Raw genomic sequence first — 17,004 nt, 5'->3', positions numbered from 1 at the left:
TAGGAGAACCACTGGTGACAGACGGCTTCCCGGCTCCCGTCGCGGTGGCCAACGCGCCCCTGGCGGCAACCGTCACGCGGGTCGCCGAGCTGGCGAACAAAATGGGCCGCGACCCGAACCAGGTCTTCGACCTCCGCCGCCTCTCCGAGGCCTCCGGGGTTCCCACGGACGTGATCAGATCCCTGCTCGACGGCAGGCGGGCCGGTGAACCCGATCTCCAGGCGCGCTTCCTCCAGCGCCTCGACCTGCTGCGGCGGACCCGGGTGAAGCCCAACGGCCGCCGCTACACCCAACAGGAGATCGCGGACGGCGCCGGGATGTCGCGGCAGCAGGCGGGCGCCCTCATCAACGGCGACCGGCGGCCCACCATGGAGCACTGCGACGCCATCCAGCGCTTCTTCGGGGTGCACGCGGGCTTCCTCACCGCCCACGACGCGGACGCCCTCACCGACGCCCTCCAGCGCACCGAGCAGCAGCTCCTCCAGGACTTCGCGGGACGCGAGCGGCAGACCGTACCGGCCGAGGCCGCCGCGGCCGGCGACCCGCTCGCACGGCTCCTGCAGAACCACGGTGTCCGGGGCATCGCCTGGCGCGCCGCCCAACTGCCCAGCGACAAGCACCGGGACAAGGTGACCGAATGGCTGGACATGCTTCTCGAAAGCGTCAAACCGAACGAATCATGACCCAGTCGAAAGTCTGGATCTGATCCTTGAGTCCTGATCCGGATCCGCGTCGACGGGGAGAACGGTGAGCATAGGCAGAGCGCAGCGGCGATTGTGCGCGGAGCTGGTGTCCGGCATCAAGCTGGCCGCCCCCGTGGAACCCGTGGACCTCTACGCCGCCCTCTGCGACGGCATGAGCAGGCACCGGGGCCGCCCCGTGCAGTTCCGGATGGCGGCGTTCCCGCAGGGGACGGCGAGCGGGCTGTGGCTGGACATGGCGGACCGGGACCTGGTCGTGATCGAGGAGCGCACCGCGCCGGACCACCAGCTGGTCATCTTGGGCCACGAGCTCTGGCACATGAAGGCCGGCCACTGCAGCCACCACGTCGACGGCGCCGCGGTCGCGGCCCGGCTGCTGAGCGACGGCGCCGACCTCGGCGAAACGGTCCGCAGCGTCGCCGCCCGCACCCGTGCCGACGTCCGGGAGGAGACGGAGGCCGAGACCTTCGGCCTCCTGCTCGGCAGCAGGTGCCGCACCTGGCTCGCCGGATCCTCCGGCGCCCGCCCGGCCGGCCGGCGCGACGAGCTGGCGGGCCGGATCGAGACCTCCCTCGGCTACCGGGGGCACAGGAACGACCGTTGAAAGGACCGGACTACTACATCCCGGCGGCCGCCATGGCGATCTCCCTCGTCTGCAAGCTGCCGGCCCTGCGCACCAACTGGCGCGATCCGCTCCTGCGGTCGGTCTGTGTCCTGCTCCTCCTGGCCGGCTCGGTCTTCACCTTCGCCGCCCCGCCCACCATCGAAGCCGTCAACCGCTGGACCGGTATAACCAACTTCTCCGCCCCCCTGGTCTATTGCCTGATGACCGCCTTCAGCGCCTCCTGCCTCGTCCTGGTCTTCAACTGGCGCGGCGGCCCCGCGGAGGAGATCCGGGCCACCTCGCTGCGCTGGATCGCCGGCTACTCCGTCGTCGTCGCGGCGATCGTCGCGCTGTTCGCCATCGGCTCGGCGCCCGTCGAGCGGCTGCGCGACTTCGACACGTACTACGCGAACACCCCGTACATCCGGCTGATGATCGCCTCCTACCTGCTGGCGCACAACGTGGCCGTGATGATGATGGTCTCGATGTGCTGGCGCTGGTCCCTCCAGGTCTGCGGCTGGCTCCGGGCCGGCCTGCTGATCATCGTGTCCGGCTACGCCATCAGCCTGGCCTACGACGCCGCGAAGATGTCCGCCGTCGCGGCCCGCTGGTTCGACCGCGACCTGGACTTCCTGAGCACCTTCGTCGCGCCGCCCCTGGCCTCCGCCGGCGCGCTGGTCAGCTCGGTGGGCTTCGTGCTGCCCCTGGTGTACCAGCGGGTGTCGGACAGCTGGCGCACCTGGAGCACCTACCGGCACCTGGGGGCGCTGTGGCACGAGGTGCAGCGCACCGCGCCGAGCGGCACTCCCGGGGTGCAGATGTCCTGGTGGTCCCCGGCCGCGATCCGGGTGATCCAGCGGGAGTCCGACATCCACGACGGGTTCCTGCGCCTGGGACCGTGCTTCGACCGGCGCCACCGCGACACCGCCTACGAGCGGGCCCTGGCGGCCGGCGCGGACGAGGAGACGGCCCGCGCCGTCGCGGACGCGGCGATGGTCGCGGCCGCCGTGCTGGTGTGCGCCGCCGACCCGGAGGCGGCGTCCGGGGGCGAGGAGGACGCGGCGGACGGGAACCGGGTCCTCGTCACCGCCGACGGCCCACGCGACCTGGTACGCATCTCGCACGCGCTGCGGCACTCACCGCTGGTGGCCGCGGCCCGGCGGCAGGCGGCCCCGGCGGGGGGCTGAGCCCGCCGGGGCCGCGCGGCCGGGAACGGGTCCGGGGCCTCAGCGGGAGGCGGTCACCGACAAGGCCGGGAACAGGTCCTGGAAGGCGCCGGCGGAGTCGGTGCCGGCCCGCCCGTAGGGGGCGTCGAAACTCCAGACCATGAACAGCAGGAACACGATCAGCGCGCTGAACAGCCCGGCCAGCAGCAGCTCGCGGCCGGAGCGCCTGATCTGGAGGGTGAAGATCAGCCCGATGGTGACCACGCCGCCCACCAGCAGCCCGACCCAGACCACGCTCGGCAGGGTGGACTCGTCGCTCTGCGTGCGCGAGTGGCGGGCGTCGTCGGCGGCCGCGATCTGATCGAGCAGCGGCTGGTAGGCCTGCGCCTGGAGCTCGTTCCCGGGGCTCTGGTGGGTGACATCGGTGCGCAGCTTCCCGAGCAGCTGCGCGCCCTCGGGGGAGGCTTCCCTGCCGGAGACCAGCCGCGGCCAGTCGACGCTGACAGTGTGGGAGACGTACGCGTCCACCTCGCCGCGGATCCGGTCGCGGACGGGCGCCGGGTAGACGTCGGCCCGCTGGGTGACCTCGTACAGCGCCTGCGCCTCACGCCGCACGCTGTCCTCGGCGGCGCCGCGCGCCTCCCAGACCCCCGCGATCGCCAGGCCCAGGACGATCGCGTAGACCACGCCGACCATCATCGTCATGTACTCGATGACGTCGGGGGTTTCGCTGGTGTCCTCGTCGTCCGCGACCCGGCGGTGCCGGATCACGGTCATGGCGAGGACGAGGGCGCAGACGAGCGCCATGGCGATGGCCAGGACCAGCCATTCGGACACGAGGGATCTCCCGTTCGTGGGTGCGTCGGTGCGGGGGTGCGTCGGCGCCTCGGCGTCTCGGCACGTCGGTGCTTCGGTGTCTCAGGAGGCCGGGCCGCGGCTCTTGCCGCGGGGGCGCAGCGCGGCGGCGGCGAGCACGGCCGGGGTGGTGACGACCACCATCAGCATCACGGTGCTCAGTCCGTTCGGGCCGCGCCGCTCCAGGGCCGCGGAGCGGTACGGGCGCACGTGGAAGGCGCGCACGGGCGCGGCCACACCGGGCGCGGGCGGACCGGAGGCTGCGGCCGGAGCCGCCTCCGGCAGGGGCGCGGGCGCCGGCGGAGCCGGGGGTGACTGCGCCGCGCCGCCCGGCACCGGGGCCCCGGGCGGCGCGGCCCGAGGCAGACCCGGCGCCGTGCCCGGGTGGTGCACGGCGGGCCGCTCGGCGCCGGGCACCGTCACCCGCACGGCGGGCGGGACCACGGCAGGCGTCCCGGGCAGGGCCACGGGCGGCGGGGGCATGGACGGCCGTACGGGCGGCCGCCCGGCGGGCACGCACACGTCGACCCGGGCCCCGCTGCCGTGTCCGTCACCGGCGACCGCCACGTGGCCGTGCAGCGGGCAGAGCGCGGCCACCATGCCCGCCCCGGCGTAGTACTGCCAAGCCGTCACCGCGGTCCTCCGATTCGGCAGCCGACATGAGGGTTACGGCTGAAGAAACGATCAAGGACCCGGTTCGACACGCGCCGGACGGATCAAGATCCTTGTCCGGGGGATGACTCCGTGCCGCGCGGCTGACGGTCCCGGCCGGGGCTGCCTGGGCTGCCGGGGCTGCCGGGGCGGCGTCAGGCGGGGGTGCGGGCCCGTTGCCCGGCGGCCGCCCCCGCGAGGAGGCGCAGGGCCGCCTCGGAGGGAGAGCCGGCCTCCGCCGTGCAGGCGACCAGCGTCCATGGAACTGGACCCGGCGGAGGGCAACCGCCGCGTGCTGGCCGTCCTGGCCCGTCTGCGCGGCGCCGCAAGCCCGGGGCCCGCATAGTGATGAGGCTGTGACCTGGGGGCATTCAGATCGGCGGTAGCGGTCACTAGGGTCTCAGGGTGCCGACGAACGATGCGATGCCCCCAGGCCCGGACGGAGCGGACGGACCGGACGAGGACAAGTGGAACGTGGTCCTCGACGAGGACTTCGTCCGTGGCGCCTCGATCCACGAGCCCGCCGCGCCCGAGCGCACGCGCACCTGGCCGATCGTCCTCGGACTGTGCCTGCTGATGGCGGCCCTGGCCCTCGTCACCCTGGAGATGACGGACCCCGCCGACGAGGAACGCGTCACCGCCCGGCCGAGGCACACGCCCTCCGCCCCGGCCGCCACCGGCGCGCCCGCCGCCCCCGCCGCAACGGCCTCCCCGACCGCCCCGGCGTCGCCTCCCGCCACCGGCACCGACCGCCCGATGGTCCCGCTGGCCGACGTCTTCCCCTCCCAGGTCCCGGACGGCGCCGGGGGCGCCTTCACCCTGGTGGGTGCGAAGGTGCTGGACTCCTGCACCCGGCCGGACTCGGTCGGCCCCCGCCTCACCCGCATGATCTCCGAGGGCAAGGGCTGCGTCGGCGAGCAGGTCGCGCTCTACAAGGACGCGCAGGACAACCAGTTCAACCTCGCCGTGTTCACCCTGAGGGACCCCCGGGACACCGTGAGGGTGGTGACCAACCTGTCGACGGCCCTCGACGACTACCAGGTCGGCCCGCAGGCCCCGCCGCCCGGATCCGGGCTGACGACCCTGGGGCCCGAGACCGGGCTGGTGCAGTCCTTCACGGGCGTGGGCCGCGTGATGGTGGTCGGGCTCGGGCAGTGGAGCGACGGCCGGAGCGGCGACTTCCAGAAGCTGGTCGACCGGCTGCGGCCCCTGCAGAACGAGGCCGGCGCGAGGGTGGACCGGTACGAGAACGCCGGCGCGCCCTGACCCCGGACCGTCAGCGGCCCGGTGCCGACCGCGGCCCCCGCGTCCGGCACCGGGCCACCACCCGCGAGGGGACGGGGCCCGCGGGGGCCGCCGAGCGGGCCCAGGCCACCAGAAGCACCGGCAGCACCAGGTAGCCGAAGCGCCCCGCGGGGCCAGCAGGAAGGCCAGGGTGAGCCCGAGCGCGAGACGGTCCGCCGCGGCCACCGCCGTGCGCGGCGGGCGCACCCGCAGCGAGAGCGCCACCCCCAGCCCGACCGGCACCAGCAGGGCCGCCGTCAGGTACCAGCCCCACGGCCCGAGCTCCGCCAGCAGGTGCCCCGGCAGGGGGCTGCCCGCCGGGGTCGACACCGGCGCCCGGCCCGTCGGGAAGGCGAACACCTGCCGCCACAGCTCAGCCGGCTGGAGCAGGGCGCCCGGCAGCACCAGGGCGGCCGTGACCGCCCCCGCCACCACCGCGCAGCGGGCCGCCGCCCGGGAACCGGAGCGGGAGCCGAGGAGGGCCGCCGCCACCGCCACCGCGGGAAGCGCCGTCCGCTTGAGGGCGCACGCGGCGCCCAGGGCCGCCCCGGCGAGGCCCGGGCGGCCGGAGGCGGCCGCCGCGAGGGCGAGGCAGCACAGCCCCGCCAGCGGCAGGTCCACCCCGCTCACCGCCAGGGGAAGGGCCACCACCGGCGAGGCCACCAGCAGCGGGAGCAGCGGTGAGGGGGCCGCGCCGAGGAGGCGGCGGCCGGCCCGCAGTCCGGCGAACAGCACGGCCGCGCACCGGACGCGGGCGTCGCCCAGCAGCCGGACCGCCCACTCCCCTCCCCCGCCGGAGCCGCCGTCCAGCAGGGCGCGGGGGAGGCCGAGGAGGGACGCGGGGGGCGAGGTAGGGGGTGTACTCCTCCACTCCGGCGGGGCGGTCGACGTACATCTTCCCGGTGTCGAGGAGGAGCCGCCCGGACCGTTCGATCACGCCGACCTCGGACTGACCCTGCCCGGTCAGGACGAGGTACAGGAGGGGGACGGCGACGGCGCCCACCAGGGCCGCGCCGAGCGCCGCGCGGCGCCGGCCGAGGGCGGTGGCCGCGGCGAGGTATCCGGCGCCCGCGCACCACCCCCACAGGCGGTGCGGGGCCAGGGTGGAGAACAGCGGGAAGGACAGGGCCCACGCGGCGGCGAGCAGCCAGCCGGCGGTCCACCGGACGGTACGGGAAGGGGTCATGGCCCCATTCCAGCCGGGCCGCCCCGGCCCGGTCTGCACGTCCGGGCGGAGCCTTCCCGGTGGGGTTTTCCCTACCCCCGCCCGCCTTCCGGACGCGCCGAAGGGCGCGGCCCCGGCGGGGTCGCGCCCTTCGGACGGCGGGGTCGGCGGGGGCCTTACGCCTCCGGGGAACCGCCGAAGCGCTCGCGGTAGGACTCCAGGTCCTCCTCGGTGATCCGGGCGAAGAGCACCGGCGGCACGGTGAACGGGGTCCCGGCCGGCACCGCGTCCAGCGCCCGGGCCTGCTCCGGGGTCACCCAGGTCGCGGTGTCGGCGGGCAGGTCGAACGCGGTGCGCATGGCGCGGGCCGAGGCCGGGATGAACGGCTCGGAGACCACCGAGTAGAGGTGGATGAGGTTCATCGCGGTGCGCAGGGTGAGGGCGGCGGCGTCGAGGTCGGTCTTGACCTCCAGCCAGGGGGCCTTCTCGTCCAGGTAGGAGTTGCCGGCGGACCACAGGGCGCGCAGCGCGGCCGCGGCCTTGCGGTACTGGAGGGTCTCCATGTGGCCCTCGTACTCGGCCAGCAGCTCGGCGATCTGCTCGCCCAGCTTCGCCTCGGCCTCGCCCGCGGGGCTGCCGGCCGGGACCTCGTCGCCGAACTTCTTGCGGGAGAAGGTCAGGACGCGGTTGACGAAGTTGCCGAGGGTGCCTCCGAGGTCCTTGTTGACCGTGGCGGCGAAGTGCTCCCAGGTGAAGGACGAGTCGTCGGACTCGGGGGCGTTGGCGACCAGGAAGTAGCGCCAGAAGTCGGCCGGGAGGATCTCCAGCGCCTGGTCGGTGAAGACGCCGCGCTTCTGCGAGGTGGAGAACTTGCCGCCGTAGTAGGTCAGCCAGTTGAAGGCCTTGACGTAGTCGACCATCTTCCACGGCTCGCGGGTGCCGAGCTCGGTGGCGGGGAACATCACCGTGTGGAACGGGACGTTGTCCTTGGCCATGAACTGCGTGTAGCGGACGTCCTCGGCCTCGTACCACCACGCCTTGTAGTCGCGGTTGGCCGGGTCGCCGTCGGCCCACTCCTTGGTGGAGGCGATGTACTCGATCGGCGCGTCGAACCAGACGTAGAAGACCTTGCCCTCGGCGGCCAGTTCGGGCCAGGTGTCGGCCGGGACCGGGACGCCCCAGTCGAGGTCGCGGGTGATGGCGCGGTCGTGCAGGCCCTCGGTCAGCCACTTGCGGGCGATGGAGGACGCCAGCTGCGGCCACTCCTCCTCGTGGCGCGCGACCCAGGCCTCGACCTCGTGCTGGAGCTTGGACTGCAGGAGGAAGAGGTGCTTGGTCTCGCGGACCTCCAGCTCGGTGGAGCCGGAGATGGCCGAGCGGGGCTCGATCAGGTCCGTGGGGTCCAGGACGCGGGTGCAGTTCTCGCACTGGTCGCCGCGCGCCTTGTCGTAGCCGCAGTGCGGGCAGGTGCCCTCGACGTAGCGGTCCGGCAGGAAGCGGCCGTCGGCGGGCGAGTACACCTGCCGGATCGCGCGCTCCTCGATGAAGCCGTTCGCCTGGAGCTGCCGCGCGAAGTGCTGGGTGATCTCGGCGTTCTGCGCGGAGGAGCTGCGGCCGAAGTAGTCGAAGGACAGCTCGAAGCCGTCGTAGACCGCCTTCTGGGCGTCGTGGGCCTGCGCGCAGAAGTCGGCGACGGAGATCCCGGCCTCCTTCGCGGCGAGTTCGGCGGGGGTGCCGTGCTCGTCGGTGGCGCAGATGTACAGGACGTCGTGGCCGCGCTGGCGGAGGTACCGGGAGTACACATCCGCCGGAAGCATCGACCCGACCATGTTGCCCAGGTGCTTGATCCCGTTGATGTACGGAAGCGCGCTGGTGATCAGGTGTCGAGCCATCCTCGGATGCTCCATTTCAGTTCATTACTACGGATCCATGCGGCTCCGTGCGGCGGCGGCCCGCCGGGGCGTCCGTGCCGCATACGCATGGTGAGGCGGTTCATCGTATCGAACCGCGGGCGCGGACCCCGACCGGTATCCGGAGGGCGGACGGGGACCCCGCGCCGGGGTGCGGGAGGGGCCGGCGCCGGGCCGCGGGCGGCCCGGCGCGGGCGTACGTGCCGATGAGATATGCGTACGTAGCGACCGGCCCTCCGCCTGATCGACTTCGTTCACGAACCGGTCACCACCCAACGTAATCCCTTCAGGTTTCTCCTCCACGCCCCCCGAGTGCGCCGGTACTGCTCTCATGGACCGGCACCAGGGGATGAGGTGGGGAACGGTGAACGATGGCGGACCGGAGGAGTCCGGCGGGGCCGTGGGACTGCCCAGCCGACGGCGGCAGCCGACGCCCATGAGCCAGTGGGACCCGACCGCGCGCCTGTCGTACTGGGCCTTCCACAGCAACCGGCGGCCGGCGTACATGCGCTTCGCGTACCTCCAGCTCGGCTCCGACGCCGACGCCGAGGACGCGGTGGACGCCACCTTCGACTCGATCATGCACGAATGGCTGCGCATGCTGCACATGGACCGCCTCGACGCCTACGCCTGGACCGTGCTCAAACAGCGCATCGTCGACTGGCAGCAGCGCCGCGACCCCCGTCTGTGCCGGCCCGAGCCGATGGACATCAGCGCCTTCGAAGCGGCCCTCAAGGAGGTGCACCCCGACCCGTACGAGGTGCTGACGGACACCATCCGGTTCTACCGGGCCGTCTCCCGCCTGGCCGAGCGGCAGCGCGACACCGTGGTGCTGCGCTACGGGCTCCACTGCTCCCCGGGCGAGGCAGCCGCCGTGATGGGGGTCGACGAGGCCACCGTCCGCTCGCAGCTCGGCCAGGCCCACCGGCGCCTCGCGCGGCTGCTCGACGCCGCCCCCGAATCATGAGTGCCGCCGACGGCCGCACCGGCGCGGACGGCGGCCCCGGCGCGGCCCCCCGCGCCCTGTCCGAGTTCCTGGCGCGCGCGGGCGTGCGCGACCGCTACCCGCACTACGACCTGGGCGCCGCCGAGGCCCGCCTGCTGCGCCCGCCCCGCGCCCCCGGCGCCCCGGCGGCGACCCGCAACCGGCGGCGCCCCTTCGGCTGGAGCGACCCCGCCCGGGACTGCCCGCTGGACTCCGAACGTGCGCGCCGGGACCTCAAGGCCGCCTGCCTGGCCGTGGTGTGCGACCCGCAGGCCGGGCGGGACCTGGGCCGGTTCGCCGACGGCACCCACGCCGACCCGCCGGGTGCGCTCGTCTTCGGCTGCCTGCTGCACCTGGCGGGGCTGCGCGAGGGCGCGCGGTTCTGGTGGCAGTTCGCCGCCGGGTCCGGGAGCGCGCGCACCGGCCCGGCCGCCTACTGCCTCTTCCTCGACCACTCCCGGGGCGGCGAGCACCACGACGCCCGTCTCTGGGCCCGCGAGCTGGGCCGCCGGGGCTTCCGGCCGGGCGGCCGCCGGGACCTGCGCGAGGTGCGGCTGTGCGCGCAGGCGGCCGTCCTGCGGTACGTCGACCAGTGCGACGACCCCGATCTGGGCCCGGTGCCGCTGCCCCGGCCGGAGCTTCCCGGGGTGCTGGCCGCCTTCCTGGCACCGCCCCCGGCCCCGGAGCGCCACGAGCGCCGGCCGCGCCCCGCCGCGGGCCCGCTGCGCCACCCCGCGCCGGCGTCGGCCGCGCGCGGGACGGCGGTGCGCGGGACGGCGGTGCGGACCGACACCGGCGAGGCCATGGAGCAGGCGCGGCGCGCGCTGGACGTCGTACGGGTCCTGGAGCGGCACCCGCTGGGAGTGCGGGCAGGGCGGCTCGCGCGGAGGACCGGGCTGACGGACGCGGCACTGCGCCCGCTGCTGTCGATGCTGTGCGAGGAGGAGTACGCCTGCCGCCCGGGCGCCGGGGTGTACGCGCCCGGCCCGGCCCTGGACCGGCTCGCGGCCCCGGGCGGCGCGGGCCTTGCGGGCCAGCTCCAGCGCACCCTGGCCCTGGCGCGGGACAGCGCGGGCGCCGCCGTGTACCTGAGCCGGTACGCGGAGGGCGAGGTCCGGATCACCCAGATGGCGGACGGTCCGGGCGCCCCGCCGGTGCGGGAGTGGGTGGACTTCCGGGCCGCCGCGCACGCGAGCGCGGTCGGCAAGTGCCTGCTGACCCAGCTGGACCACGACATCCGGGCCGACCACGTGGCCCGCCACCGCCCGGCCCGGCTCACCCCGCACACCATCACCGACAGCCGGGTCCTGTTCAGCGCCCTGGACGCGCTGGCCCCGGGCGCCCCGGTCTTCGACCTGCGCGAGTACTCCCCCGGGGTCGTCTGCGCGGCCGTGCCCATCGCCACGGGCGGCGCCGCCGGAAGCCTGGCGCTCTCCCTGCCCGCCGCGCACGCCCACCGCCTGCACGGGGCGACCGAGGCCCTGCGACGCAAGGCGGTCCCCGTACTGCTGGCCCTGCTGCTGTCGGGTGCGATCCCCCCGGACACCGCGGCGGACGCGGCGGCCGGGGCCCTGCCCTCGGCGGACACCGCGCCGACCCCGGAGGCCCTGCGCCACCTGAGCCGGGTCTTCCGGACCCCGCTGGCCCGGTTCACGGAGTCGGCCGCCGGGCCGCACCTGGTCAGCGACTCCGTGTCGGGCGCGGCGTATCTGTTCGACACCGACCCGGAGGGCGGGGGGCCGCGCCTGGCCCTCCCCCGGACCCTGGGCCCCCTGGCTCCGGGCAGCCTGCCGGCCCGCGGGGGCCTGGTGGTCCTGGGCACCTGACGGGGCGCACGAGGCCCGCGAAGGCAGGGCGCACGGGGCCCGCGAGGGCGGGTCGCGCGGGGCCCCGGCCGGCTAGTGCTGCGGCCGGAAAGGTTTGCCGGTTCGCGACGTCCGGTGTGGTGCATCGCAAGGCGGAGGGCCGCGGCTCGTACTGGACGTACTTGCCCGGTCCGACAACGCGGCGAGGTGCTGCGCCGGGCGTCGTGAGGCGGTGAACCTTTCCGGTCACAGCGCTAGCTAGGCGCCGGGCACGAAGGAGTCCAGGGCCGTGTCGAAGTGGGCCCTGGCCTGCGCAAGGCGGCCGACGGGGGCCGACACCCAGACGTCGTACATCCGGCCGTTCTCGTCCCAGCACAGGTCGTAGGTGTGCCGGGCGCCCTCGGCCGCGGTGAAGCCGTTCCAGGTGAACTCCCACAGGGCCGCGGGCAGCCCGTCGTGGGTGGTGGGGACGACCGAGTGGTCGCGGTAGCCGGGGTTGGTGGACGGCCCGTCCGCGTCGGACCGCCGCATCGCGGCGATCGGGCCGCCCGGCGACGCGGGCCTGACCTTGATCCCGATCCGGAACGCGCCGTCTGCCGAGACGTAGAAGACCCTCTGGTCGTCGGTGGTGCGCTGGAAGCCCAGGGGTACGGCGAGGGCGAAGCCGTCCGGGTCCGCCACCGTCCGGTACCCGGCGGGCGCGGCCCTGCCGGGCTGCGGGGGCGGGGCGGGGGCGGTGACCGTGGCGGTGGCCGTCGCCGTGGCCGCCGCGCCCGGTGCGGACACCACCGGGGACTGTGGGCCGGTCGCGGCCGCGCCGGGGGAAGGCGCAGTGCGCTCGCCCTGCGCGGCCGGCCGCCCCTCGGCGTCCGCGTCCGTACGGTCCGAGAGGAAGGAGGTCACGGCGACCGAGCCGATGACGGCCGCCAGGACGAGCGCGGCGACCAGCCCGACGCGCAGGCCCGCCCGGGGCTTCGGCGCGGGCCCGGTGTGCGCGGTGGCGCGTTCGGTCGGCGTGTACCCGGCCGGGGCGGGGGCCACGGGGGCGGGGGCGGCGGGCCGGTGCGGGCCGGGGGCGTCGCCCAGGAGGGGGAGGCTGCCGGTGGTCACGTACGCCGACAGCATCCGACGGGCCTCCGCCACCCCCAGCCGGCGCCCGGGGTCGCGCTCCAGCAGACCCCGGACCAGCGGGGTCAGCGGCCCTGCCTGCGCCGGGGGGCGGATCTCGTCGTGGACGACGGCGTGCAGGACCCCGCCCAGCGAGTCCCGGTGGAAGGGGGACTCGCCGGTCAGCGCGGCGCACAGCAGGGCGCCCAGGGACCACAGGTCGGACGCGGGGCCGGCGTCGGCCCCCTGCATCCGCTCGGGAGAGGTGTACTCGGGCGAGCCCACGAACGCGCCGGTGTCGCTGATGGTGGTGGAGCCCGCGAGGCGGGCGATGCCGAAGTCGGTGAGCACCACCCGTCCGGTGCCCGCCTCCATGAGGACGTTGGCGGGTTTGACGTCCCGGTGCAGCACCCCGCGCTCGTGCGCCGCGCCGAGGGCGCCGAGCAGGGCGAGTCCGACGCGGGCGGTCTCGCCGGCGTCCAGGGGGCCGTCGGCGGTGAGGCGGTCGGCGAGCGAGCCTCCCTCGACGAGTTCCATGACGATGTACGGCCGGCCGTCGTCCTCGACGACGTCGTGCACGACGACCACGTGCGGATGCTTGATCTGGGCGACGGTGCGCGCCTCGCGCAGCGCCCCCGCCGCCCGCTTGCCCTCGCCGACGTGGAGTTCCTTCACGGCGACCGAACGGCCCAGGAGCTCGTCGGAGGCCTGCCAGACGGTTCCCATGCCGCCCCGGCCCAGCCTCTTCCCCAGGCGGTACCGCCCGGCGATCACGACCTCGTTGCGCGGTTCGTCCTGCGGCACGCTGCTCCCCCTCGACCCGGTCAGGCCCATGATGCCGCACGGGCGGATCCGGCCACCGGCTTCTCCGGCAGCCCGCGCGGCTCCGCCCCGGAACGCAAAAAAAGAACCCCACCGAAGTGGGGTTCTTCCTCTGTGTCCGAGGGGGGACTTGAACCCCCACGCCCGATAAAGGGCACTAGCACCTCAAGCTAGCGCGTCTGCCATTCCGCCACCCGGACCGGTGGTCGGCCCCGGTTTCCCGCGGCGACATGGACAACAATAGCAAAGGATCGCCGGGCCTCCGACCAGGTTTCCCGCCCGGCCGCCGGCCCGCCACGCCGCGCTGACCTGCGGGCATGCTCCGGGGCCTGATACGGCGGCGCCCACCCCGGTACGGGGCGGGCGCCGGAGCGGGGCGGGCCGCCTAGGGGCAGCGGATGACCTGGCCGGCGTACGAGAGGTTGCCGCCGAAGCCGAACAGGAGGACCGGGGCGCCGGAGGGGATCTCGCCGCGCTCGACCAGCTTGGAGAGGGCCATCGGGATGCTGGCCGCCGAGGTGTTGCCGGAGTCGACGACGTCCCGGGCGACGACGGCGTTCACGGCGCCGATCTTGGCGGCGAGGGGCTCGATGATCCGCAGGTTGGCCTGGTGCAGGACGACGCCGGCGAGCTCCTCGGGGGTGATCCCGGCCTTCTCGCAGGTCCTGCGGGCGAGCGCGGGCAGCCGGCTGGTGGTCCAGCGGTAGACGGACTGGCCCTCCTGCGCGAAGACCGGGGGCGTGCCCTCGATGCGCACCGCGTGGCCCATCTCGGGGACCGAGCCCCACAGCACGGGGCCGATGCCGGGCTCCGCGCAGGCCTCGACCACGGCCGCGCCGGCGCCGTCGCCGGTCAGCACGCAGGTGGTGCGGTCGCTCCAGTCGGTGATCTCGGCCATCTTGTCGGCGCCGACGACCAGGGCGCGGGTGGCGGAGCCGGACCGGATGGCGTGGTCGGCGGTGGCCAGGGCGTGGGTGAAGCCGGAGCAGACGACGTTGAGGTCCATCACGGCGGGCCCGCCGGCCATGCCCAGCTTGGCGGCGACGCGGGCGGCCGTGTTGGGGGAACGGTCGATGGCGGTGGAGGTCGCCACCAGGACCAGGTCGATGTCGTCCGGGGTCAGGCCGGCGTTGGCGAGGGCCTTCCCGGCGGCCTGGTAGGCCAGCTCGTCGACCGGCTCCTCGGGACCGGCGACGTGGCGGGTCCTGATACCGACCCGGGAGAGGATCCACTCGTCGCTCGTCTCGACCATGGCCGCGAGGTCCTCGTTGGTGAGCACCTTGGCGGGCTGGTAGTGCCCGAGCGCCACCACGCGTGAACCGGTCATGGGCGGAATCCCCCTTTGTACGGCAGTCAGGATCATTCACCTTCTCCTGCTACCGATGAGTACGTATGCGTGTAACCCAACAGGATTGGGCCATGGGAATTTGGAGAATTCCGAGCATCCTCCAGACGGGAGAGGGGGCCCGTCCCGGATCCGGGAGAATGTCCTCGTCAGGTGCACGATCGGGTGCGCGACGGGAACGGAACGGACGGGCTGATCGCGATGGGACGGGTCACCGAGCGGCGCCGCGTCGTACGGGTCCGGGGCAGGACGGCCGGGGTCCGGCCGGACACCCTGGTGGCGGAGGAGCCGCTGGAGATACGGCTGAACGGCAAGCCGCTGGCCATCACCATGCGCACCCCCGGTGACGACTTCGCGCTGGCGGCGGGTTTCCTCGTCAGCGAGGGCGTGGTCGCGCGGGCCTCGGACGTCCGGGCCGTGACCTACTGCGAGGGGGCCACGGAGGACGGCTCCAACACCTACAACGTGGTCAACGTGCAGCTGGCCGCCGGCGTTCCGGTGCCGGACATCACGCTGGAGCGGAACGTCTACACGACCTCCTCCTGCGGTCTGTGCGGCAAGGCCAGCCTGGACGCGGTGCGCACGGCGACCCGCTTCCCGGGGCTCGCGGCGGATCCGGTGCGGATTCCCGCCGACCTCCTCTCCCTGCTGCCGGACCGGCTGCGCGCGGCGCAGAAGGTCTTCGACCGCACGGGCGGGCTGCACGCCGCCGGGCTGTTCTCGGCGGAGGGCGAGCTGCTGGACCTGCGCGAGGACGTGGGGCGGCACAACGCCGTGGACAAGATCGTCGGACGGGCGCTGCGGGACGGGCGGCTGCCGCTGGGCGGGGCGGTCCTGCTGGTCTCGGGCCGCGCCTCCTTCGAGCTGGCGCAGAAGGCCGTGATGGCCGGGATCCCGGTGCTGGCGTCGGTGTCGGCGCCGTCCTCGCTCGCGGTGGACCTGGCCCTGGATTCGGGGCTGACCCTGGTGGGCTTCCTGCGGGGGCCGAACATGAACATCTACGCAGGTGAGGAGCGGATCCTCCTGCCCGCCCCCGACGCGGCGCAGGGACGGCCCGGCTAACGGCCGCGGCGGCCCCGGCGCGGGGTGGCGGCCGGCTTCGGCTCCGGGGGGTCGATGCGGTGCAGGTCGAGGGTGGCCGGGAGCGGGGTGGTACCTGGGCCGCCGGACGCGGCCCAGGTGATGATCTCGTCGGTGGCGGTGTCGTCCAGGGCCCAGCCGAACCAGACGGCGCGGGCGCCCCGGCGGCGGGCCTCGGTGGTGGGCTGGACCACGATGACGTTGGCCCGCTCGCAGGGCCCGAGGCAGTCGCTGGTCCGCACCGCCAGCCGGCCGTCGGAGGCGTCGGCCGCCTCCTGGAGGCGGGCGAGCTGGCCCGCGTGGTCGGTGCCGGGGTTCTTGCGGGGGTCCCCGCAGCAGCAGCCCCGGCAGACCACGAGGGTGCAGGGGCGCGGGGCATGGGCGGCGAGCGGGCGTATCCAGGTCACCGACGCACGTTACCGGCCGCGCGGAGCGGGGTGTTGGGGCCTTGGGGAGACCTCCGCCACACGGGCGCCGGGGAGTTGGACGCCGTCCGGGGTCAGCGGGTCGCGGGCGCGGCGGCGGGCCAGGACGGCGCAGACCATCAGCTGCATCTGGTGGAAGAGCATCAGCGGCAGCACGGCGAGGGAGGCCTGGGCCCCGAACAGGACGCCGGCCATGGGGAGTCCGGCGGCGAGGCTCTTCTTCGACCCGGCGAACTGGATGGCGATCCGGTCCTCGCGGCCGAAGCCGAGGCGGCCCGCCCCGTACCAGGTGGCGAGGAGCATGACGGCGAGGAGCGCGCCCTCCACGGCCATCAGCGCGCCCAGGCTCCGGAGGCCGACCCGGTGCCAGACGCCGGCGGCCATGCCCGCGCTGAAGGCGGCGTACACGACGAGCAGGATCGAGCCCCGGTCGACGTGGCCGAGCACCTTTCTGTGGCGGGCGAGGAAGCCGCCGACCCGGCGGCGCAGGACCTGCCCGAGGAGGAAAGGGAGCAGCAGCTGCACGACGATCTTGAGGAGGGCGTCCGGGGAGAAGCCGCCGCTGCCGCCGAGCAGGGCGCCGGCGAGGAGGGGGGTCAGGACGATGCCCGCGAGGCTGGAGAAGGAGCCGGCGCAGATGGCGGCGGGGACGTTGCCCCGGGCGATCGAGGTGAAGGCGATGGACGACTGGACGGTCGAGGGGACCAGGCAGAGGAAGAGCAGGCCCTGGTAGAGGGGCTGTGACAGGAGGGCGGGGACCAGGGCGCCGGCGGCCAGGCCGAAGGCCGGGAAGAGCAGGAAGGTACAGGCCAGCACGGTGAGGTGGAGGCGCCAGTGGCGCAGTCCGTCGAGGGCCTCGCGGGTGGAGAGCCGGGCTCCGTAGAGGAAGAAGAGCAGGGCCACGGCGGCGGCGGAGGCGCCCTCGGCGACGGTGGCCGCCGGACCGCCAGCGGGGAGCAGCGCGGCGAGGCCCACGGTGGCGAGCAGCGCCAGGACGTAGGGGTCAAGGGGGAACCGGGCGGGAAGGAGGGGGCGTCGCATGGCGGTGCTCGCTTGCTGATCGGAAAGGGGTGCCCCCGTGGCGGAGGGGCGGCTTCCA

13 protein-coding genes, 1 tRNA gene and 2 pseudogenes are annotated in these 17,004 nt (G+C 74.7%); 7 read left to right on the top strand and 9 right to left on the bottom strand.

The genetic code is table 11. The annotated features are described in order from the left end of the window. Positions 1 to 14 precede the first annotated feature (14 nt). The 3 genes from ACFY15_RS14200 (at position 15) to ACFY15_RS14190 (ending at position 2,492) form a co-directional block, all read left to right on the top strand. Positions 15 to 683 (top strand): helix-turn-helix transcriptional regulator, encoded by a 669-nt coding sequence (locus ACFY15_RS14200; protein WP_042817517.1) that lies wholly within the window; start codon positions 15 to 17, stop codon positions 681 to 683. Between the two features lie 64 nt (positions 684 to 747). Next, positions 748 to 1,305 (top strand): toxin-antitoxin system, toxin component, encoded by a 558-nt coding sequence (locus ACFY15_RS14195; protein ID WP_390686747.1) that lies wholly within the window; start codon positions 748 to 750, stop codon positions 1,303 to 1,305. Next, on the top strand, positions 1,302 to 2,492 hold the full coding sequence (locus tag ACFY15_RS14190) for an MAB_1171c family putative transporter (RefSeq protein WP_390686746.1): 1,191 nt from the start codon (positions 1,302 to 1,304) through the stop codon (positions 2,490 to 2,492). The genes ACFY15_RS14195 and ACFY15_RS14190 overlap by 4 nt, the downstream gene beginning before the upstream one ends. Positions 2,493 to 2,531: 39 nt before the next feature. On the opposite strand, the gene ACFY15_RS14185 is transcribed toward ACFY15_RS14190, so the two are convergent. Together ACFY15_RS14185 and ACFY15_RS14180 are read right to left on the bottom strand one after the other, a co-directional pair. After that, positions 2,532 to 3,308 carry a hypothetical protein gene (locus tag ACFY15_RS14185; protein ID WP_390686745.1) on the bottom strand — a complete coding sequence of 259 codons (777 nt, stop codon included), beginning with the start codon at positions 3,306 to 3,308 and terminating at the stop codon, positions 2,532 to 2,534. An 81-nt stretch (positions 3,309 to 3,389) separates the two neighbouring features. Beyond that, the gene (locus ACFY15_RS14180; RefSeq protein ID WP_390686744.1) at positions 3,390 to 3,959 is read right to left on the bottom strand and encodes a hypothetical protein; all 570 of its coding nucleotides are present in this window, start codon (positions 3,957 to 3,959) and stop codon (positions 3,390 to 3,392) included. Between the two features lie 423 nt (positions 3,960 to 4,382). Here ACFY15_RS14180 and ACFY15_RS14175 point away from each other — a divergent pair, with 423 nt between their 5' ends. Next, positions 4,383 to 5,243: a hypothetical protein gene (locus ACFY15_RS14175; RefSeq protein WP_390686743.1), complete on the top strand. Its 861-nt coding sequence runs from the start codon at positions 4,383 to 4,385 to the stop codon at positions 5,241 to 5,243. 207 nt (positions 5,244 to 5,450) lie between these two features. Here ACFY15_RS14175 and ACFY15_RS14170 read toward each other — a convergent pair. After that, positions 5,451 to 6,071, bottom strand: a pseudogene (locus ACFY15_RS14170) (glycosyltransferase 87 family protein); the annotation flags it as partial. 531 nt (positions 6,072 to 6,602) lie between these two features. Beyond that, on the bottom strand, positions 6,603 to 8,318 hold the full coding sequence (metG, locus tag ACFY15_RS14165; protein WP_390686742.1) for a methionine--tRNA ligase: 1,716 nt from the start codon (positions 8,316 to 8,318) through the stop codon (positions 6,603 to 6,605). A 382-nt stretch (positions 8,319 to 8,700) separates the two neighbouring features. On the opposite strand from metG, the gene ACFY15_RS14160 reads away from it, so the two are divergent. Then, complete coding sequence (locus ACFY15_RS14160) at positions 8,701 to 9,303, top strand: sigma-70 family RNA polymerase sigma factor (RefSeq protein ID WP_390686741.1); 603 nt, start codon at positions 8,701 to 8,703, stop codon at positions 9,301 to 9,303. 821 nt (positions 9,304 to 10,124) lie between these two features. Continuing rightward, positions 10,125 to 10,844: pseudogene (locus ACFY15_RS14155) on the top strand (IclR family transcriptional regulator C-terminal domain-containing protein); the annotation flags it as partial. Positions 10,845 to 11,384: 540 nt separating this feature from the next. Here the strand turns inward: ACFY15_RS14155 and ACFY15_RS14150 are convergent. From ACFY15_RS14150 to ACFY15_RS14140, 3 genes are all read right to left on the bottom strand, one after another. Continuing rightward, a complete protein-coding gene (locus tag ACFY15_RS14150) occupies positions 11,385 to 13,067 on the bottom strand; it encodes a serine/threonine-protein kinase (RefSeq protein ID WP_390825565.1) in 1,683 nt (560 codons plus the stop codon). Positions 13,068 to 13,170: 103 nt separating this feature from the next. Then, positions 13,171 to 13,255 (bottom strand) — tRNA-Leu (locus tag ACFY15_RS14145). A 185-nt stretch (positions 13,256 to 13,440) separates the two neighbouring features. After that, a complete protein-coding gene (locus ACFY15_RS14140; protein WP_390686739.1) occupies positions 13,441 to 14,382 on the bottom strand; it encodes a beta-ketoacyl-ACP synthase III in 942 nt (313 codons plus the stop codon). 219 nt (positions 14,383 to 14,601) lie between these two features. Between ACFY15_RS14140 and fdhD the strand changes: the two genes are divergently transcribed. Further along, positions 14,602 to 15,462, top strand: coding sequence for a formate dehydrogenase accessory sulfurtransferase FdhD (gene fdhD, locus ACFY15_RS14135; RefSeq protein WP_390687046.1), 861 nt, complete (start codon positions 14,602 to 14,604; stop codon positions 15,460 to 15,462). Here the strand turns inward: fdhD and ACFY15_RS14130 are convergent. Together ACFY15_RS14130 and ACFY15_RS14125 are read right to left on the bottom strand one after the other, a co-directional pair. After that, complete coding sequence (locus tag ACFY15_RS14130; RefSeq protein WP_390686738.1) at positions 15,459 to 15,887, bottom strand: (2Fe-2S) ferredoxin domain-containing protein; 429 nt, start codon at positions 15,885 to 15,887, stop codon at positions 15,459 to 15,461. The genes fdhD and ACFY15_RS14130 overlap by 4 nt on opposite strands. Positions 15,888 to 15,896: 9 nt before the next feature. Next, positions 15,897 to 16,946, bottom strand: coding sequence for a bile acid:sodium symporter family protein (locus ACFY15_RS14125; protein ID WP_390686737.1), 1,050 nt, complete (start codon positions 16,944 to 16,946; stop codon positions 15,897 to 15,899). Between the last annotated feature and the right edge of the window lie 58 nt (positions 16,947 to 17,004).

It is taken from the genome of Streptomyces sp. NPDC001373 (assembly GCF_042895815.1).
Lineage (GTDB): Bacteria > Actinomycetota > Actinomycetes > Streptomycetales > Streptomycetaceae > Streptomyces.
This window is presented reverse-complemented; position numbering and strand designations above follow the sequence as displayed.

Bases quoted from the DNA above. Each gene is read 5' to 3' on its own strand.
- fdhD (WP_390687046.1), top strand. From the start codon at position 14,602: ATGGGACGGGTCACCGAGCGGCGCCGCGTCGTACGGGTCCGGGGCAGG.
- ACFY15_RS14150 (WP_390825565.1), bottom strand. From the start codon at position 13,067: ATGGGCCTGACCGGGTCGAGGGGGAGCAGCGTGCCGCAGGACGAACCG.
- metG (WP_390686742.1), bottom strand. From the start codon at position 8,318: ATGGCTCGACACCTGATCACCAGCGCGCTTCCGTACATCAACGGGATC.
- ACFY15_RS14125 (WP_390686737.1), bottom strand. From the start codon at position 16,946: ATGCGACGCCCCCTCCTTCCCGCCCGGTTCCCCCTTGACCCCTACGTC.
- ACFY15_RS14140 (WP_390686739.1), bottom strand. From the start codon at position 14,382: ATGACCGGTTCACGCGTGGTGGCGCTCGGGCACTACCAGCCCGCCAAG.